The organism is Frankia sp. AvcI1 (assembly GCF_001420875.1).
Lineage (GTDB): Bacteria > Actinomycetota > Actinomycetes > Frankiales > Frankiaceae > Frankia > Frankia alni.
The window spans coordinates 266,302-283,159 of the sequence record NZ_LJFZ01000003.1 but is presented as its reverse complement, the minus strand read 5'-3'; the positions used below and the strand labels follow the sequence as shown (position 1 = coordinate 283,159).

The 16,858-nt window shown below is 73.5% G+C and carries 10 protein-coding genes and 14 pseudogenes; 3 read left to right on the top strand and 21 right to left on the bottom strand.

Going from position 1 to position 16,858, the window contains the following annotated elements:
- The 7 genes and pseudogenes from UK94_RS40095 to UK94_RS40075 all read right to left on the bottom strand — a co-directional run.
- Positions 1-220 (bottom strand): annotated as a pseudogene (locus UK94_RS40095) (adenosine deaminase); the annotation flags it as partial.
- A gap of 1,836 nt (positions 221-2,056) precedes the next feature.
- Positions 2,057-2,307, bottom strand: a pseudogene (locus UK94_RS40090) (dehypoxanthine futalosine cyclase); the annotation flags it as partial.
- A gap of 1 nt (position 2,308) precedes the next feature.
- A pseudogene (locus UK94_RS40085) lies at positions 2,309-3,003 on the bottom strand (radical SAM protein); the annotation flags it as partial.
- A gap of 1 nt (position 3,004) precedes the next feature.
- Positions 3,005-3,262: pseudogene (locus tag UK94_RS40080) on the bottom strand (dehypoxanthine futalosine cyclase); the annotation flags it as partial.
- Between the two features lie 97 nt (positions 3,263-3,359).
- Positions 3,360-3,788, bottom strand: coding sequence for a hypothetical protein (locus UK94_RS04960; RefSeq protein ID WP_011602251.1), 429 nt, complete (start codon positions 3,786-3,788; stop codon positions 3,360-3,362).
- Between the two features lie 72 nt (positions 3,789-3,860).
- Positions 3,861-5,559: pseudogene (locus UK94_RS04955) on the bottom strand (protein kinase); the annotation flags it as partial.
- Between the two features lies 1 nt (position 5,560).
- Positions 5,561-6,002, bottom strand: a 442-nt coding sequence (locus UK94_RS40075; protein WP_235486589.1) for a serine/threonine-protein kinase, incomplete at its 3' end; no start/stop codon positions are given.
- 421 nt (positions 6,003-6,423) lie between these two features.
- On the opposite strand from UK94_RS40075, the gene UK94_RS04950 reads away from it, so the two are divergent.
- Positions 6,424-7,551 (top strand): NAD(P)/FAD-dependent oxidoreductase, encoded by a 1,128-nt coding sequence (locus tag UK94_RS04950; protein ID WP_011602249.1) that lies wholly within the window; start codon positions 6,424-6,426, stop codon positions 7,549-7,551.
- Positions 7,552-7,590: 39 nt separating this feature from the next.
- A pseudogene (locus UK94_RS04945) lies at positions 7,591-7,992 on the top strand (CbiX/SirB N-terminal domain-containing protein); the annotation flags it as partial.
- Between the two features lie 123 nt (positions 7,993-8,115).
- Here the strand turns inward: UK94_RS04945 and UK94_RS04940 are convergent.
- The 8 genes and pseudogenes from UK94_RS04940 to UK94_RS04915 form a co-directional block, all read right to left on the bottom strand.
- Positions 8,116-9,366 (bottom strand): annotated as a pseudogene (locus tag UK94_RS04940) (SAM-dependent methyltransferase); the annotation flags it as partial.
- A gap of 1 nt (position 9,367) precedes the next feature.
- The coding region (locus tag UK94_RS40065; RefSeq protein ID WP_235486514.1) for an SAM-dependent methyltransferase at positions 9,368-9,672 on the bottom strand (305 nt) is incomplete at its 3' end.
- Positions 9,673-9,783: 111 nt separating this feature from the next.
- Positions 9,784-10,236, bottom strand: a pseudogene (locus tag UK94_RS04935) (phosphoadenylyl-sulfate reductase); the annotation flags it as partial.
- 1 nt (position 10,237) lies between these two features.
- A pseudogene (locus UK94_RS40060) lies at positions 10,238-10,455 on the bottom strand (phosphoadenylyl-sulfate reductase); the annotation flags it as partial.
- Positions 10,455-10,730, bottom strand: coding sequence for a hypothetical protein (locus UK94_RS04930; protein WP_041940160.1), 276 nt, complete (start codon positions 10,728-10,730; stop codon positions 10,455-10,457). The gene UK94_RS04930 and the pseudogene UK94_RS40060, both read right to left, overlap by 1 nt.
- Positions 10,717-12,516: a nitrite/sulfite reductase gene (locus tag UK94_RS04925; protein ID WP_011602244.1), complete on the bottom strand. Its 1,800-nt coding sequence runs from the start codon at positions 12,514-12,516 to the stop codon at positions 10,717-10,719. Before UK94_RS04925 ends, UK94_RS04930 begins: the two co-directional genes overlap by 14 nt.
- 60 nt (positions 12,517-12,576) lie before the next feature.
- The gene (locus UK94_RS75775) at positions 12,577-12,657 is read right to left on the bottom strand and encodes a putative leader peptide (protein ID WP_313949453.1); all 81 of its coding nucleotides are present in this window, start codon (positions 12,655-12,657) and stop codon (positions 12,577-12,579) included.
- A gap of 380 nt (positions 12,658-13,037) precedes the next feature.
- On the bottom strand, positions 13,038-13,409 hold the full coding sequence (locus tag UK94_RS04915; protein ID WP_268761211.1) for a response regulator transcription factor: 372 nt from the start codon (positions 13,407-13,409) through the stop codon (positions 13,038-13,040).
- Between the two features lie 664 nt (positions 13,410-14,073).
- Between UK94_RS04915 and UK94_RS40055 the strand changes: the two are divergent.
- Positions 14,074-14,688 (top strand): annotated as a pseudogene (locus UK94_RS40055) (helix-turn-helix transcriptional regulator); the annotation flags it as partial.
- 663 nt (positions 14,689-15,351) lie between these two features.
- On the opposite strand, the pseudogene UK94_RS72840 reads toward UK94_RS40055, so the two are convergent.
- The 6 genes and pseudogenes from UK94_RS72840 to UK94_RS04895 all read right to left on the bottom strand — a co-directional run.
- Positions 15,352-15,441: pseudogene (locus UK94_RS72840) on the bottom strand (hypothetical protein); the annotation flags it as partial.
- Between the two features lies 1 nt (position 15,442).
- Positions 15,443-15,552 (bottom strand): annotated as a pseudogene (locus tag UK94_RS40045) (hypothetical protein); the annotation flags it as partial.
- Between the two features lies 1 nt (position 15,553).
- Positions 15,554-15,681 (bottom strand): annotated as a pseudogene (locus tag UK94_RS40040) (MqnA/MqnD/SBP family protein); the annotation flags it as partial.
- Between the two features lies 1 nt (position 15,682).
- A partial coding sequence (locus UK94_RS40035; RefSeq protein WP_235486511.1) for a menaquinone biosynthesis protein occupies positions 15,683-16,212 on the bottom strand: 530 nt, incomplete at its 3' end.
- Positions 16,213-16,325: 113 nt separating this feature from the next.
- Positions 16,326-16,514, bottom strand: a pseudogene (locus UK94_RS40030) (hypothetical protein); the annotation flags it as partial.
- Complete coding sequence (locus UK94_RS04895; protein WP_041938836.1) at positions 16,514-16,849, bottom strand: hypothetical protein; 336 nt, start codon at positions 16,847-16,849, stop codon at positions 16,514-16,516. The pseudogene UK94_RS40030 and the gene UK94_RS04895, both read right to left, overlap by 1 nt.
- Positions 16,850-16,858: the final 9 nt, after the last annotated feature.

Below are 16,858 nucleotides of genomic sequence, written 5' to 3'. Positions count from 1 at the left end.
AGACCTGGATGAAGTGGTTGAAGTCGCGGAACCGGTACAACTCCGCGAGGCCCTCGACCGTCCGCGACGGCAGCGCCTCCTCGTTACGCCGCGCCATCTCCAGCAGCGTCGCCGGCCGGACCGTCCCCTCCAGATGGACATGCAGCTCGATCTTCGGCCCGCTCGGCGACGATCCCCCCGGCGGTCCGACCACGGCCGAGGACCCGGCAAGCTCGCTCATCAGGACAATCTATGGCGTCCGCGCCCGCGGGGCGACGAGGCCTCAGCTCACGCCCGCCACCGGCCCGCCCGGCGCGGCGGAGGCCGGCGACGGCGGACCGTCACCCAGAGCGGTCGTCGACCAACGCGGCGAGATCGAGAGCATCGGGGCCGTCGTCTCCCCTGTGCCACGCGCCCGAGATCACGGTATCGAGCGCGGGATCGGCGTTGCGGTTGAAGTAGAAGCCGACCGGGATGCCGGAGGCGTTCACCACCCGCAGGACATACCGCCGCCCGGGCGTCACGGTGACCGGCCCCAGCGCACCCCCGGACGTCCCGTTGTTGGTCGTGTNGACCTGGGCCGAGGCCACCACTCGGGTGTCGTCGAGGATCTGGACGTTCAGCGGGCCGAAGCTGGTGCCATCCGGGCCGCAGGTCGCGGTGAGGCCGGGATCGCAGCCGGCGATGACACCGGCCCAGGTGACGGTGGAGGAGGCGGCGACGAACTGCTGCGTGACGTAGCCGCCCGCGCGCACCACGATGCTCAGGGCGCCGCGTGCTCTGTCCCCGTTGACGTCGTAGGACACATGCCGGTCCGAAGGCGGCTGCGCGCCGGCGGTCCCGGTGGTGCCGGCGGTCGGGGATGCCGGCGTCGCGGCGGATGATGGCGCGGCCCGCTCCTCGTCGGCGGTGAGCACCGCGCCCCCCGGCTTCCGGTACAGCCATCCGTGTTCGAAGTCCTGCCGCAGGCCGTCCTGGAAACTGTGAACCGGGCTGGTCGGGAAGCCATAGGGGCCGGACGGACCACCGAGTTGCTCGTACCGGGGCCAGATGGGGTCGCTTACCCAGTAGCAGCGGCCCGAGCCTCTGCGCAGCACCACCTGCGCGCCCTTGTCNGCGGTCGCTCCCGCGCCCAGGTCAATCCGTAGACCACCGGGTATCCGGCTCGGTGCCCCGCGTGGATAACCGGCGGTGGGAAACGTCTCGCCCCCGTTGACCGCCTCGTTGATGCACTTCACGGCGTCGGCGTCGAGGACGTAGGCCCGGTCCGGGGACACCGCCGCAATCGTGGCGATGCCCCGGGGGCTTTGGAAGCTCTGACTCACCCCGTCACCCCAGCGGCCCGCCAGGCCCTTCCCGCAGCCGAGCGCGGCCTGGCCGCCGGCCGCGCGGAACGCGGCGGTGAACGCCTTCTCGTAGTCCGGCTGCCCGGCCCCGGGAGGAATGCAGACGCCCGGTTCGGCCGCCGGCACCGATCCACCCGGCGGTGTGGGGGCCTCGGCACCACCGAAAAAAGTACGCGCGCCGAGATAGATTCCGAAAAGCATTCCGGCGACGGTCAACACCGCGATGGCGTCGGACAGGGCGGCGCGCCGCCGTCCACCGGCCCAGACGACGACGGCGACAATGACGACGGCCGCAGCGACCATCCAGAACGGCGAATCGAACGCGGCTGCGACGACCACCGTACCGCCGACAACCAGGCCGATGGCCAGCGTCCACCCGTGCGTGTTCAGCCACGCCCGCACCCGCGCCCACCACGCCGGCAGCGGCACCGCTAGCCGCCCGCCGGCCGGCGGCCGACCTCACGACNGGCGAGTACGGGTAGCGCAAACGATCCGCCTTTGACGGACAGCGCATACGACGAAAGTACCGGCAGCCCACGGTGCGCCATCTTCATACCCCCGAGACGCGCGCCGTCCCTTATCACGGAAAGCCGCGTACGACGGCGCGTTCACTTGGGAAAGAGTAGCCGGGAAGGACCGCTCTCAGGATGGATTGGGCTTTTNACCNGCGTGTCCACAAACCGACATCGCGCCGTCCGTCCGGCCGATGCCCGTCAGGTGGTCGATGCCCGTCAGGTGGTCGAGACGAGGGGGAGTGCGGTGGAGGAGAAGTGGGAGGCGACGCGGTCGTCGGTCGGGTCCTGGGCCGGGTCGCGGTGGACGACGAGGTGACGGTAGAGGGTGTCGCGCTGCGCGGGGATGCGGCCGGCCGTGCGGATCAGGCTGATCAGTTCGGAACGGTTGGTCCGGTGGCGGGCGCCCGCCGAGGAGACGACGTTCTCCTCCAACATCACCGAGCCGAGGTCGTCGGCGCCCATGTGCANGGTGAGCTGGCCGACCTCCTTGCCGGTCGTCAGCCACGAGCCCTGCAGGTGGGCGATGTTGTCGAAGAACAGCCGGGCGACGGCGACGAGGCGCAGGTACTCCAGCGTCGTGGCCTGGGTCCGCCCGCCGAGGTGGTTGTTCTCCGGCTGGTAGGTCCACGGGATGAACGAGCGGAAACCGCCGGTGCGGTCCTGCACGTCCCGGATCATCTTCAGGTGCTCGATGCGCTCGGCGTTCGTCTCGCCGGTGCCCATCATGAAGGTCGCGGTCGATTCGAGGCCGAGGGTGTGCGCGGTCTCCATCACCGACAGCCAGACGTGACCGGGCTCCTTGAGCGGGGCGATGGCGTGCCGGGGGCGCTCGGTGAGGATCTCCGCGCCGGCGCCGGCGAAGCTGTCCAGGCCCGCGTCGCGCAGCCGGGTGATGACCTCGGGGAACGTCAGGCCGGACGTGCGGGCGATGTGCACGACCTCGCTGGCGCCCAACGAGTGCAGGGCGAGCTGCGGGTAGGCCGCCTTGATCGCGCCGAACACCTGCTCGTACCACTCGATGCCGAAGTCGGGGTTGTGGCCGCCCTGGAGCATGATCTGGGTGGCCCCGAGCTCGACGGCCTCACCGCACTTGGTGACGAGGTCGTCGACGTCGCGGACCCAGCCCTCGGCGTGCTTCGGCGCCCGGTAGAACGCGCAGAACCNGCAGGCCGTCACGCAGATGTTCGTGTAGTTGATGTTTCGGTCGATGATGTAGGTGGCGATGCCGTCGGGATAGCGGCGGCGACGCACCGTGTCCGCCGCCGTGCCGAGCGCGTGCAGCGGCGCTCGGGTGTAGAGAAGCAGCGCCTCCTCGGGCGAGATGCGGCCGCCCTCGGCGGCCCGGTCCAGGATCGACCGGATCTCGTCGGCGCCGTCGCCCCGACCCACCGCAGTCCCGCCGTCGGCATCCACAAGGCTCATGGCGCGATGGTACGACCTGGGTCCCGGTGTCGGACCGGCGTTCAGGCCGGCACCGGGACGGTCAGGGCGGGGCGGTCGAGGTGAGACGACCGGACGATCAGTAGCCGGAACGACCGCCCGTGTCGGCCGGACCGGTACCCGGGGGGACGTCCGCGTCGTAGCCGCTGGGCGACCGCTCACCGTAACCGGCATCAGCACCACTGGACGGCCGCTCACCGTAGCCGGATCCGGAGCCGCCGGAGCCGGAGCCGCCGGAGCCGGACGGCCGCTCGACGTAGCCGCGCTCCGCGCCGTAGCCGCCCGGGTGGCTCGGGGTCGAGCCGGTGGTCGGGCCGCCGGCGGTCGGGGGGCTACCGGGGGCGTCGTGTTGACCAGGACCGTGCGTGCGGTGGGTGAACTTCTGCTGCACCTGCTTGATCTTGGCTCGGTTCTCGGGCTTGTTGGCCGCGGCCTTGGCCTTGTCGACCATTTCTCGCGTCTTCGGGCTGTGCAGGAATTCGTTGATCTTGCTTGAGATGCTCGCCATGAGGTCGGTGTACCTATCCGGCGGTGGTTTTACGCCTGCCGGGCAGCGGTTCCGAGATCCGTCACCCCGGAGTCACCCCGGACCGCCCGAGGAACCGCCGAAGGTGTCCTTTGCCTGGTTCCACAGACTGTCCACCTGGTCGCCCACGCCGTTCCTGACCGAGGTGGCCACCTTGTCCCACAGCCGGCTGCGCTGCTCGTCGACCATGGACGCGATCTGGTCGGCCGCGGAGAGCAGGAGCAGGACGACCAGAACGAACACGATCGTCCGCTTGAAAGGGATCCGCAGCCGGAACCGTCGGCGCGGGCGGCGCGGCGCCGGGAGTCCCTGGGGTTCCGGCGCCCGCTCCCGGGGACGCTCGGCGACCGGGCGTGGCGCCGGTTGCGGGCGCGCAGCATCGCCGCGGTCGGCCGCCCGCCGCCCCTCGGCGCGCCGCCCCTCGGGACGAGCCGGCGGGTACGGCTGGGCCTGCGGGTATGGCTGGGCCTGCGGGTACGGCTGGGCCTGCGGGTACGGCTGGGCCTGCGGGTACGGCTGGGCCTGCGGGTATGGCTGGGCTCGTTGGTCGAGCCGGGGCCGCTGGTCGGGCCGGGCCTGGGGGTAGGGCTGAGCCTGCGGATACGGCTGTGGCTGCTGCTGAGGCGGCGGGTACGGGCGGTCCGCCTGGCGAGGTGCCGCGGACGGGGACTGTGCGGCAGGCGGATACGGAGCCGCGGGCGAGTACGGAGCCGCAGGCGGGTAGCGCGACGGGGGCGAGCGGCGGTCGTCCGCGGGCGGCACCGGCTCGGCGCGGCGGTCGCGGGCGGCCGCTCCGGGCGCGGCGGGCGGGGCGGAGGGCTGCTCATCCTCGTACTGGACGAATCCGGCGCGCCGCCGCCGGCGCCCCGGCGCCCCCTGCCCGCCGGCACCACCGAAGCCGGCGCCACCGCCGCCGGCGGCATCGAAACCGGCGCCGCCGGCGCGGCCGGCATCCTCGGCGGCTCCGGCGCGGGCACCCGGGGCGCGGTCCTCGACGCCGAGACCGGCCAGGGCCGGCGGCGGCACGGGCGGCCCGGCCGGCGGCGGAAGATCGGCCGGCTCGTCCCACCAGCGTTCCCCCACCGGCGGGGCACCGGCCTCCCGCGAGCCGTGCAGCTCGCCGGCGTCGGCGACGCGGGTTCGCGCCGCCCTGGCCGCGTCGGCGCGTCGGGCGCCGGGCGCGGCGGAGTCGACGTCGGGTCCCCTCGAGCGGTCGGCGGCCGCCGAGTCGTCATAGCGCCTCGTCCGGAAGGCGTCCGCGCCCGCCGCGGCACCCGCGGCCGCGGCTATCCCGGCCGCTCCAACCGCTCCAACCGCGGCGGCGGCGGCGCTGCGGCCCCGCGGCCACGTGTCGTCGAGGACGGCGGTGGCCGCGACCCGGGCGTCCCCGCCGGGCGGCGCCTCCTCCCCGAGCAGGGTCAGCAGCAGACGTTCGGCCGACGGGCGGTCCCGCGGGTCGCGGGCGAGCGCGGCGCGGACGACGGGCTGGAGCTGCGCCGGCACGTCCCGCAGGTCGGGCCGACCCGTCTGGATCTTCTCCGACATCGCCAGGTAGGTGCCCTCTCCGTAGGGGTGGGCGCCGACGGCGGCGTAGGCGATGAGCAGGCCCCAGGCGAAGACGTCGACCGCCGGGCCGATCGGCGAGCCCTCCATCTGCTCGGGGGCCATCCAGCCGACCGAGCCGAGGACGAGGCCGGTCTGGGTCCGTCCCTGCGCCGCGTCGAGCGCCCGGGCGATCCCGAAGTCGATGACCNGGGGGCCGGAGAACGACAGCATGACGTTGCTCGGCTTGAGGTCGCGGTGGACGATGCCGGCCTTGTGGATCGCGGTCAGCGCGCTGGCCACGCCGATCGCCACGCCCTGCAGGGTCGACATCGGCAACGGCCCGGACCGGGCGACGACGTCATCGAGGCGGACGCCGTCGATGTACTCCGTGACCAGGTAGGGGCGGCGAGCGGCGGGGTCGGCGTCGAGGACCTGCGCGGTGCAGAACGGGGCGACCCGGCGTGCCGCGGCGACCTCGTCCCGGAACCGGTCGCGGAACTCGGGGTCGGCGGCCAGCTCCGAGCGGATCACCTTGATCGCGACGGGGGCTCCCGCGGTGTCCCGGGCGAGGTACACCGTGCCCATGCCGCCCGAGCCGAGCCGGCGCAGGACCCGGTAGGCGCCGATCACGGTGGGGTCGTCCGGGTACAGCGCCTCACCCCGGGTGCCGCCCGGCGCGTCCCGGCCCGTCGATCGATCCNCCACCGCTCTCCCGCCCGNGTCCGCTGTAGTCCCCACCGCCGCCCGGTGNGGCCCGGCGACTGCGGGTGCCTGCCGCTGCACGCTAGCCCTCGCCGGACGCGGCGCGGGGAGCGCTGTCCGCCATCCGACGGCCGCGACGGCACTCCGTTCNTCCGGGCACGTCCCGGGATACTGCCTGAACAACCGGTGGGCCCGGCAACGAACCGTGCAACAGAAAGACGATACAAGCGCAACACCACCTCCCATGGGCCGGGACCACAGGAAGGCGTGCCGTCCCGTTCTCCNGCAGGATGAGACGAAGGAACGTCCAGTGGCACCGACCGGGCACTCCTGTCCAACCGGTCGGGCCGCGAGGTGCGGGGAGCTGCCCATGGTCACGCAGTCGGTCGAGGCGAACGACGGCACCGTCGTCCGCCCGGAGGCCGCCGCGGACGGCGACGTCAGTACCAGCGACATCGTCACCGGCGAGGTGGGCACCGGCGAGGTGGGCACCGGCGACGTGGGCACCGGCGACGTCGACACGACTGTGGACATGCTGATCGTCGGCGCCGGCCCCGCAGGGCTCTACGGCGCCTACTACGCGGGGTTCCGGGGCATGTCGGTCGCGCTGATGGACTCGTTGCCCGAGGCGGGCGGCCAGGTCACCGCGATGTACCCGGAGAAGGTCATCTACGACGTGGCCGGCTTCCCGGCCATCCGCGGCCGCGAGCTGGTCGACGCCCTCGTCACCCAGGCGGCCCAGTTCGACCCGACCTACCTGCTCGACCAGCAGGCCGCCGAGCTCGCCCACGAACCGGACGCGGTCGTGGTCACCAGTAGTCAGGGCCACCGGGTCCGCGCCAGGGTGGTCGTGATCACCGGTGGGCTCGGCACGTTCACCCCGCGGCCGCTGCCGACCGGGACCGGCCATCTCGGCCGCGGCCTGGTCTACTTCGTGCCGAAGCTGGACGTCTACGCCGACCAGGACGTCATCGTGGTCGGCGGGGGGGACAGCGCCTTCGACTGGGCACTCGCCCTGGAGCCGATCGCCCGCTCGGTCACGCTGGTGCACCGCCGCGACCGGTTCCGCGCGCACGCGGCGACGATCGAGCGGGTCGAGGCGTCGCGCGTGGAGATCCTCACCTTCTCCGAGGTCGCCGCCATCCACGGCGAGGACCGGATCGAGAAGGTCGAGCTGGTGCAGACCCGCACCGGGGACCGGCACGTCCGCCCGGCGCAGGCCGTGGTCGCCGCGCTCGGCTTCACCGCCGATCTCGGGCCGCTGACCCGCTGGGGGCTCACCATGGCCCGTCGCCACATCGCGGTCGACTCGACGATGTTCACGGGCGTCGACCGTGTCTTCGCGGCCGGGGACATCACCGAGTACCCCGGCAAGGTCCGCCTGATCGCCACCGGTTTCGGCGAGGTCGCGACCGCCGTCAACAACGCCGCTCCGGTCGTCGACCCCGCGGCGAAGGTGTTCCCGGGGCACAGCTCCGGCGACAGCACCGCCTCCTGACCGGCAGCCGCGGTCGGGCATCCGGCGCACACTGGTGCCATGCGCGGTCTTCTGGTTATCGGCCACGGTTCACGACGGGACGAGGCGAACGCCACGGTCCGGGAGTTGGCCCGCCGCCTGGCGACCGAGCCCCGCCAGGACGGCGACGGCTGCGCGGGGCGCCCGCCGACCATGCAGCCGTCGCCGGCCGGGCCGCGGCCGTGGGGGGCCGTCGAGGCGGCGTTCCTCGAGGTCAGTCGGCCCGACATCGGCGAGGGCTATGACACGCTCGCGGACGCGGGCTGCACCGAGATCGTTGTCTACCCGTTCTTCCTCTTCGGCGGCAACCACACCCGCCGCGACCTCCCCGCGGCGCTGGAGGAGGCGCGCGGACGGCACCCGACGACCCGCTGGATCCTCTCCGAGCCCCTCGGCCTGCACACCTGCGTCGTCGAGGCCGTGNGGGCGCGGCTCGACGACACGCTGCGCGCACTCGTCGACGCCGCCGACCACCCCACCGGCTGATCAAGCCCGACGCCCGATGACCGAGGTGTTCCGCGGAACCGCGCCGTGGCGTCGGACGGATCAGGAGGCCGCGGCGGCGCGGCTGGCGGTGACGAAGTCGGCGACGGCGGCGGCGAGCGGGCGCACCCCCGGCTCGGTCGGCACGATGTCCACCCGGATGCCGGCGGCCTCGCAGGCCTCGGCGCTACGCCGGCCCATCGCGGCGACGAGCAGGTCCGGGGGCAGCGGCCCGTACAGCTGGGCGGTACTGCGGGCAGCCGTCGAGGAGGCGAAGGCCGCGACGTCGAAGTCGCCGTGCCGCAGCTCGTCGGCGATCCGCGGATCGGGATCGGCGGTCACGTCGGTCAACAGCGGCACGCGGCGCGGAGTCCAGGGGCCGCCCGCCGGCAGATCGGCCGCGCCGACGACGAGCACCGCCGGCCCCGGGGCCGGCCGGCGGCCCGCCGCTGCCGGCCCGGCACCCGCCGCACGGGCGACCCGGCCGGCGTCGCCCGCGCCCGCGTCGGTCCGGTCGGCCTGGCCGAGCTGGTCGAGTGTGGTGGCGGCCAGGCCCAGCGCGTCGAGGGCGTCGGTGACGTCGGGGCGGGCGGCCACCAGGGTCAGCCCGGCCAGTGCGCGCACGTCGGTGCCCGCCCGGCGCAGCAGGGCGACCACCGCGGCGACCTCGTCCGGGTCGGCGAGCACGAGGCCCGCGGCCCCGGGCAGCGCCGCCAGCAACGCCGCGCCGGCGTCGTCGGGCGGGGCGGGATGGGCCACGACGGTCTCGACCGCGTCCGCGCCGAGCTGCCGCAGCCGGCGGGCCAGCAGGCCGGGGCGAGGCCGGGTGCGGGCGACCAGGACGCGCACGCCGGCGAGCGGCGCCGCACCGACGGCCGGGGCGTCGTTGCGGGCGGCGACCTCGCCGACCACGATCACCGCCGGTGAGCGCACACCCGCGGCAATCGCGTCGATGGCCAGGGCGTCGAGCGTGGTGCGCAGGACCCGCTGGGCCGGGGTGGCGCCCCGCTCGATCACCGCGACCGGGGTGACCTCCGGGCGGCCGCCGGCGAGCAGGGCATCGGCGATGTCCATCAGCCGCGCCACCCCCATGAGGATGACGATCGTCGCCCGGGAGGCGGCCAGTCCCGCCCAGTCGACGGTCGAGTCGGGGTGGCCGGGCGGCAGGTGACCGGAGACGACGGCAAGTTCCTGCGCCAGGTCGCGGTGGGTGACCGGAATGCCGGCCAGCGCCGGCACGGCCAGCGCCGAGGTGATGCCGGGGACGACGGTGCAGGCCACGCCAGCCTCGGCGCAGGCCTGGGCCTCCTCCCCNCCCCGGCCCAGGACGTAGGGATCGCCGCCCTTGAGCCGCACGACCCGGGCGCCGGCCCGGGCCCGGTCGACGAGGACCGCGTTGATCTTCTCCTGGGCCCAGGAGCGGGCGGTCGGGCTCTTGCCGACGTGAATGATCTCCGCGTCGGGCGGCGCGGCGTCGAGCAGGACGGCCGCGGCGAGCCGGTCGACCACGACCACGTCGGCGGTCGCAAGCAGCTCACGACCACGCACGGTCAACAGCCCGGGATCACCCGGCCCAGCCCCGACCAGCCAGACCTCACCCGCGATTTGCCCGTCCGTCACGGCGTGCACCGTACCTGTTCGTCCTCGTCCGGCGAGCGCTCACGCGGGCGGCGCCACATCCCGGCCGGGTCAGCGGCACAGGTCAGCGGCACAGGTCAGCAGCGGGGTCGGTCAGTGGATGCCGCACTCCGTCTTGTTCGTGCCGGACCAGCGGCCCGCGCGGCCGGCACCGCGGCGGGTGCACGGCTGGCAGCCGACGGAGTCGTAGCCGTCCGAGAGCAGCGGATTGACGATGACCTCGTGCTCGGCGACGTACCGGTCGACGTCGGCGTCGGTCCAGGCGGCCAGCGGGTGGATCTTCACCTTGCCGCGGCGCGCGTCCCAGTCGACGACCTTCAGGCTCGCCCGGCCGGCGGACTCGGCGCGCCGCGACCCGGCGGCCCAGGCGTCGTACGGCGCCAACGCCCGGTCCAGCGGCACCACCTTGCGCATCCGGCAGCACAGGTCGGGGTCGGTCTTGTAAAGGTCCTGGCCGTAGACGGCGTCCTGGCCGACGACGGTGAGCTGGGGGCGGACGCTGATCAGCGGCAGGTCGTAGGTCGCGGCCACCGCGTCGCGGGTGCCNACCGTCTCGGCGAAGTGGTACCCGGTGTCGATGAAGACCACGGGCACGTCCGACCGGATCCGGGCGAGCATGTCGACCAGGATCGCCTCGGCCATGGAGGCGGCGACCACCAGCTTCGGGCCGAACTCCTCGACTGCCCAGCCGAGGATCTCCTCGGCCGGCGCGCCGTCGAGCTCGTCCCCGGCCCGCAACGCCCGGGATTGCAACGTGGCACCCATCAGCTCGTCTCCTCGTCGTCGCGCGCGGCGCCTCGCCGTGCCGTCTGGTCCCCCGCTGCGTCGGGCCTGCCCGCCGGCCTGCCCGCCGGCGTGGCCCCGACCGGGCCCGCGGCGACCGCGAGGGCCGTCAGGTTCAGCCGGAAGGCTCGCCGGCAGGACCGGCACGCCCAGTGCCCGTGCCCGGTGCCGACGCCGTCCGGCGCCGGCTCCGGGACGATGTCCTCCTCGCCGCAGTACGGGCAGTAGAAGGGCACCGCCCGATCACTGCCGGCCATCGCCACCCCCGCCCGCCGGCCCTGCTCCGGCTCCGCCACCGCCACCGCCACCGGCACCGGCACCGGCACCGGCACCGGCCGAGGAACTCACGGCGCCGACGGCGGCCAGCGACGCCTCGTCGGCCCGCTCCGCCCAGTCGGCGAAGCTCTCCCCGTCGGCGCGCTCGTGCCGGTAGGTCTCCAGCAGGCCGACGACGTAGTCGAGCAGGCCGTCGGCGGTGACCTTCAGGCCTCGCGACTTGCGGCCCAGCCGTGACCGGGTGCCCAGGTGGCCGCCGAGGTGGACCTGAAAGCCCTCGACCATCTCGCCGTTGTCGTCGGGGACCAGCGAACCCTTCAGCCCGATGTCGGCGACCTGGAAGCGGGCGCAGGCGTTCGGGCAGCCGTTGACGTTGATCCCGATCGGCTCGTCGAAGTCGGGCAGGCGGCGCTCCAGCTCCTCGATGAGGTCGCGGGCGTTGCCCTTGGTCTCGACGATGGCCAGCTTGCAGAACTCGATCCCGGTGCAGGCCATCGTGCCGCGGCGGAACACGCTCGGCCGGACGACCAGATCCAGCGCCGCGAGCTCGGCCTCCAGCGGGGCCACGGCCTCGTCGGCGACGTCGAGGATGACCAGCTTCTGGGTCGTCGTGGCGCGGATGCGGCCCTGCCCGAACCGATCGGCGAGATCCGCCACGGCGTGCAGGATCGATCCGGAGACCCGCCCCGCCCGCGGGGCGAAGCCCACCGCGTTGCGCCCGTCGCGCTGGCGGTGCACGCCGATGTGGTCGCGGCCCTCGTTGCGCGGCGGTGCCGGCGGCGGCCCGTCGGGCAGCGCGGCCGTCAGATACTCCTTCTCCAGGGTGGTGCGCACCCATTCGGCGCCCATGTCCGCGACGAGGAACTTCAGCCGCGCCCGGGTGCGCAGGCGGCGGTAGCCGTAGTCACGGAACAGCGAGGCGACGCCGTGCCAGACCTCGGCGACGCGCGCCGGCGGCACGAACGCGCCGAGCCGCACGCCGAGCTTCGGGTTCGTCGACAGTCCGCCGCCGACCCACAGGTCGTAGCCCGCACCGAGTTCCGGGTGGACGACGCCGACGAACGCGATGTCATTGATCTCGTGCAGCGTGCAGTGGTCCGCGCAGCCGGAGATCGCGCTTTTGAACTTGCGGGGCAGGTTCGCCAGCGTCGGGTCGCCGACGAAACGCTCGACCACCTCGTCGATCGCGGCCGAGCCGTCGATGACCTCGTCGCCGTCGACGCCCGCCAGCGGGCAGCCGAGGATGACCCGCGGGGTGTCGCCGCAGGCCTCGGCGGTCGTCATCCCGGCGCCCTCGAGGGCGGCCCAGATGGCGGGCACGTCCTCGATGCGGATCCAGTGGAGCTGGATGTTCTGCCGGTCGGTGACGTCGGCGACGTCCCGGCCGTACCGGGTGGAGATGTCCGCGATGACCCGAAGCTGCTCGGCGGTCATTCGGCCGCCGTCGAGCCGGATCCGCTGCATGAAGTAGGAGTCGTCGAGCTCCTCCGGTTCGAGGACCGCCGTGCGCCCGCCGGAGATCCCCGGCCGGCGCTGCGTGTACAGCCCCCACCAGCGGAACCGGCCACGCAGGTCCTGGGGGTCGATCCCGTCGAAGCCGGTGTGCGGGTAGACGTTGAGGATGCGGTCGCGCACCTCCAGCCCGCCTTGGTCCTTCTTCATCCGCTCGTTGGCGTTGAGCGGCTCGGAGTATCCCAACGCCCACTGGCCCGCCCCCTTGGGACGGGACGGGCGTGCGGAACGGACGGGACGGGCAGGAGAAGTCATGAGATCTCTCGATGCGCGGGGAAACGCGACGCCGGCACAGCGGCGCCGCGAACGGGAACGTCAGCGGAAGCGGCGACAGCCGGCGCTGGAGACCCGCAGCAGATCGACGTGCAGGCGCGCGACGAGCATCGGCTCAATCACGAGGCACGCGGCCGCGGGGTGCGACGCGAACCCGCGCCGGGGCGAGACGGGGATCAGACCCGTCGCTCGCTCGACCGGCGCCCCGAGGNTGAGGGCACGCGCAACCACGACCCCATGTTTCCACAGAAGTGACGCTGATGGGCGCGTTGTGGGTCCCAGCACCCCGCCACCAGCAGCGCATCACCCCGCAAACCGGGCCAAATCGGGCGGCTATCGGTGGCCTTTCCNACCTTCCGACACCNCCATCACAACTCTACCGCACCGACGGAGAAAGTGAACAACGCGATCGACGCCGACATTCGATCACGGAAGACTCGGCCGGTCGGACGGGACTCGGGCCGGTCGGGGGCACTCGGGCCCGTCAGAGGCACTCGGGCCCGTCAGGGGGACTCGGCCGCCGGTGCGCGGGCGGCGCAGAGGCGGCGGAGTTGGTCGACCAGCGGGCCGGTGGCGAGGCCCTTTTCCAGCAGGGCGTCCGCGCCCAGGGCGAGCACCCGGTCGAGCAGCGCGTCCTCGGAGAAGCCGGTGAAGATGACCACGGTGGCGTACGGCGCGACCCGCCGGATCCGCGGCAGCGCGCCGAGGCCGTCGAGCACCGGCATCGCGAGATCGAGCAGCACCAGGTCCGGCGCCGTGCGAACGACCTCGTCGATGGCCTCCGCCCCGTTGGCGGCAGCGCCGACGACCACGAAGTCGGGCTCGGTGCTCAGCAGCAGGCAGAGCAGCTCGCGCACGCCGTCCGCGTCGTCCACGACGACGACTCGGCGTGGGGAGTCGGGGCTGCGGGCCGTCCCGGAGGAGCCCCGAGCCGGGGCGACAGNGTCGTCCCGGCCGAGCCCGACGGTGTCGGCGTCCACCGAACGGCCGGTATCCACCATTCTTTTGTACGCGCCCCACCCGACTCCGCGCATCGTCATTCAGGATGGTTTTCGGGGATGACCCATGTCGGTCATCCCCGCGATACCCACAGACCGTGGCGAAGTGCCGCACGCCCGGCGTGACAGTGATAGCCCGCGTTGTGGGAATAGCTCGCCGGAGANGATCTCTCGAAGATTCCGCGATTTTCCGGCAGGACTTCCTCAGCAACACTCCCGTTTCCCAACAAGAGCCCAAGAATACAGGCATAATGTCTCGACGGGTCCGCCGCGCCCCTCCGGTCTTCCGGACGCCATGTAGCCGATCACGCACCTGAAGCGACACAGGCCAGTCCAAGTGGCCCACTTTATGACGGAGAGTAATCATCGCAAGCGTTCGCGTATGGGACTTTTGGCCTCTAGTCTACTAGGGTGCGCCATGGAGTAGCCTNATCACTACCGGTGAATTCCTGCCGGCTCTCGGGGGGCGCGAGAGGCGGCGCACGACGACTGGCCTCCCTCGGTGGGAGGCGACCTCTGCCACGCGGAAGGACGTCAACAGATGCGGCAACGGAGCCGAGGCAGGCAGGGCGCGGCGACCGCTGAAGACCTGCTCCCCGTGGAGGTCCGGCGGCGGCGCTGTGAACGCGTTCTCTCCCGGGACGAGCTCGCCCGGCGCACCGGCTACAGCCGCCAGTACATCTCGCAGCTTGAGCAGCCCAGTCGTGGGATTCCCTCGCGGCCCGTGATCGCGGCCGTCGACGCCGCACTGGAGGCCGGGGGCGCCCTCGTCGACCTGCGCGAGGCGGCCGTGGCGGCGCGGGCCGAGCGCCTGCGTCGCCGGCCCGACCCGGAGCGGGAGTCCCGCCGCCGGGTGTCGGACCTGCTCGACCACCGCCGGTCGGACCGCGAGCTCGACTACCTCGATCGCCTGGTCGCGGACCTCATCGCCAAGGCCGATCGGCTCGACCCGCAGGACGTCACCGCCCGGGTCCTCGATCAGCAGAGCGTGGTCGACAGTCTGCTGGGCACCCCGCTGCTGCCGCACCAGCAGTTCCGGCTGTTCATGCTCGCGGGCCATCTGGCCGGCCTGCTCGCCATCTCGCTGCTCGACGTCGACGAACTCGCGGGCGCGAGCACCTGCTGCCTGGAGGCGGCGGTGTTCACCGAACTGACCNGGCACGAGGGGCTGCGGGCCTGGACCCTCGCCGTCAACGGGCTCATCGACGCCGCCGCCCGGCGGGGATGCGCCGCCGACACCGGCCAGGGGCCGGAGGCCGCCGCGCCGGATGCGACTGTCGACGGCCGCATCGGCGACGGCGGGCTCGGCGGGCCGACCGTCACCCCGTTGCATGGCCGGCCGGGAACCGCGGGCCGCACCCCGTCGATGCCCGCTCCCCCACCGAGCTCTCCCCCACCGAGCGCAGCCCCGCCGGCCAGGTCGGATTCCGCGGAGGGGCCGGCGTCGCCGGTCGGGTCAGGCGCGGCGGCGGAGGCGTTCACGCCGGCCGGGTCCGGCGCGCGCCCGGAGGATGCGGCCTCCTTCGAACCCGCCCTCCCCGGTGGAGACGGCGGCGATTCGCTCGACGAGATGCTGATCGCGCCCGGCGGGCGGGCCACCCCGCCCCGGCTGATCGCCCTGGTCAAGGGGCGCATCGCCCGCTTTGCGACCGCGAACACCCATCGGGCCGTCCCACCGTCCGGCATCTCGCACGCGTTCCGCCCGCCGGTCTGACCACGGGCGCCGAGCTGGCCCTGCCCCGGTCCGACTGACGCCGACAGATCAGACGCCGACAGATCAGGCACCGACAGGTCAGACGCCGTCAGGTCAGACGGCGGATCAGACCTCGGCGAAGGTCATCGCCCGAAGCGGGGGGACATCGCCGCGGCGCGCGGCCTTGTCCGCGAAGGCGCGGATGCCCGCCTGCTGNCGTTCGCCCAGCCGGAAGTCCAGCGTGGTGAAGTAGCGAGCCAGCGTCGCCGGGTCGAACACCTCGAAGCGGGCCGCCCGCGTCGCCACCTGGTCGACATCGCGCAGCGCNAGGTCCAGCCCGGATCGGAACGCGTCGTGGACCTCCTTCACCGTCCCGGGATGCCGCTGCGCGAACGACCTGCGGGCCGCCCACACCGCGAAGACCATCGGCAGCCCGCTCCACTCCCGCCAGGCCGCNCCCAGGTCGATCAGGCCCAGCGGATGGCCCTCGCCGCCGCGTTCGGCATCGTAGGTCGCGCGCAGCGCCACGTCCCCGATGATCACCGCGGCGTCGGCCTCCCGCAGCATCGACGGCAGGTCGGGCGGCATCGTCACGTACGTAGGCCGCAGGCCGTGGCGTTCCTCCAGCAGCATCCGGGCCAGCAGCACACTGGTCCGCGACGTCGAGCCGAGCGCGACGGTGCGGACCTCGGCGAGCGGCACCGCCGTGCTCAGCACGACCGACAGCACCGGCCCGTCGGAGCCGACCGCGAGATCGGGCAGGACGACGAGATCATCCGCGTGCCGGAGGTACTCGACCAGGCTGATCGGGCCGATGTCCAGGTCGCCCGCCACGAGGGCCTCGTTGAGCCGATCGGGGGCGTCCTTGGTCAGCTCGATGTCGAGCAGCGCACCCGAGTGGACCAGGCCCCAGTACAGCGGCAGGCAGTTCAGGAACTGGATGTGCCCGACCCGCGGCCGGGCTTCGGCGCCCGCCGGCCCGGTCAACGACGGCCGCCGTGACGGTTCTCCATCACGGCGACGACCGCGCGGCGCTGCCTCAGCGCCAGCGGATAGCTCATCAGCCCACTGACGGCCAACGCCAGCACGAACGCGAGAANCCCGCCCGCCCCGAGCAGCAGGACGACGGCGAGCACCACCCCGAAGAGCACCGCGCGCAGGGCGAAGTACCGCAGGTTGATGCCGAGCAGGCCGCGTTCCCTCGCCGCCGGGGCCGGGGCCGCCGGGGTCCCCGGTGCCGCGGCCGCGGCCCGCCTCGGGCGCGCGGTGGGACGCTTGCGCAGTTCCATCAGGACCTCCGCTTCTTCGTCGGCACCCAGCCGAGCCTGCGCAGCACGGTCGGGAAGAACCCCAGCCCGAGGAAGACGACGAGCAGGCCGAGCAGGCTGGCGCCGCCGATCGGCAGACCGGCCCAGTCGAGCAGCACGTAGACCGCCACGCCCGGGACGAGGATCACCAGGAAGGCGAGCACGAAGATCGAGCCGATGCCCGGCGCGCCCGGCGGCCGCACCCGCGGAAGGGGGCTGGATCCGGAGTTCACCGACCCGGCGTTCACGGAGCCGGCGTTCGTGGGCGTCGGCTGGCTCGCCGCGCCTGCCGGCGTCGGGTCGTCCTTGCTGGCCATCGACTCCCG

What these genes read in the sequence shown, in the direction of transcription:
- UK94_RS04895 (WP_041938836.1), bottom strand. Translation starts at nt 16,849, where the DNA reads ATGGCCAGCAAGGACGACCCGACGCCGGCAGGCGCGGCGAGCCAGCCG.
- UK94_RS04925 (WP_011602244.1), bottom strand. Translation starts at nt 12,516, where the DNA reads ATGACTTCTCCTGCCCGTCCCGTCCGTTCCGCACGCCCGTCCCGTCCC.
- UK94_RS04950 (WP_011602249.1), top strand. Translation starts at nt 6,424, where the DNA reads ATGGTCACGCAGTCGGTCGAGGCGAACGACGGCACCGTCGTCCGCCCG.
- UK94_RS04960 (WP_011602251.1), bottom strand. Translation starts at nt 3,788, where the DNA reads ATGGCGAGCATCTCAAGCAAGATCAACGAATTCCTGCACAGCCCGAAG.
- UK94_RS04930 (WP_041940160.1), bottom strand. Translation starts at nt 10,730, where the DNA reads ATGGCCGGCAGTGATCGGGCGGTGCCCTTCTACTGCCCGTACTGCGGC.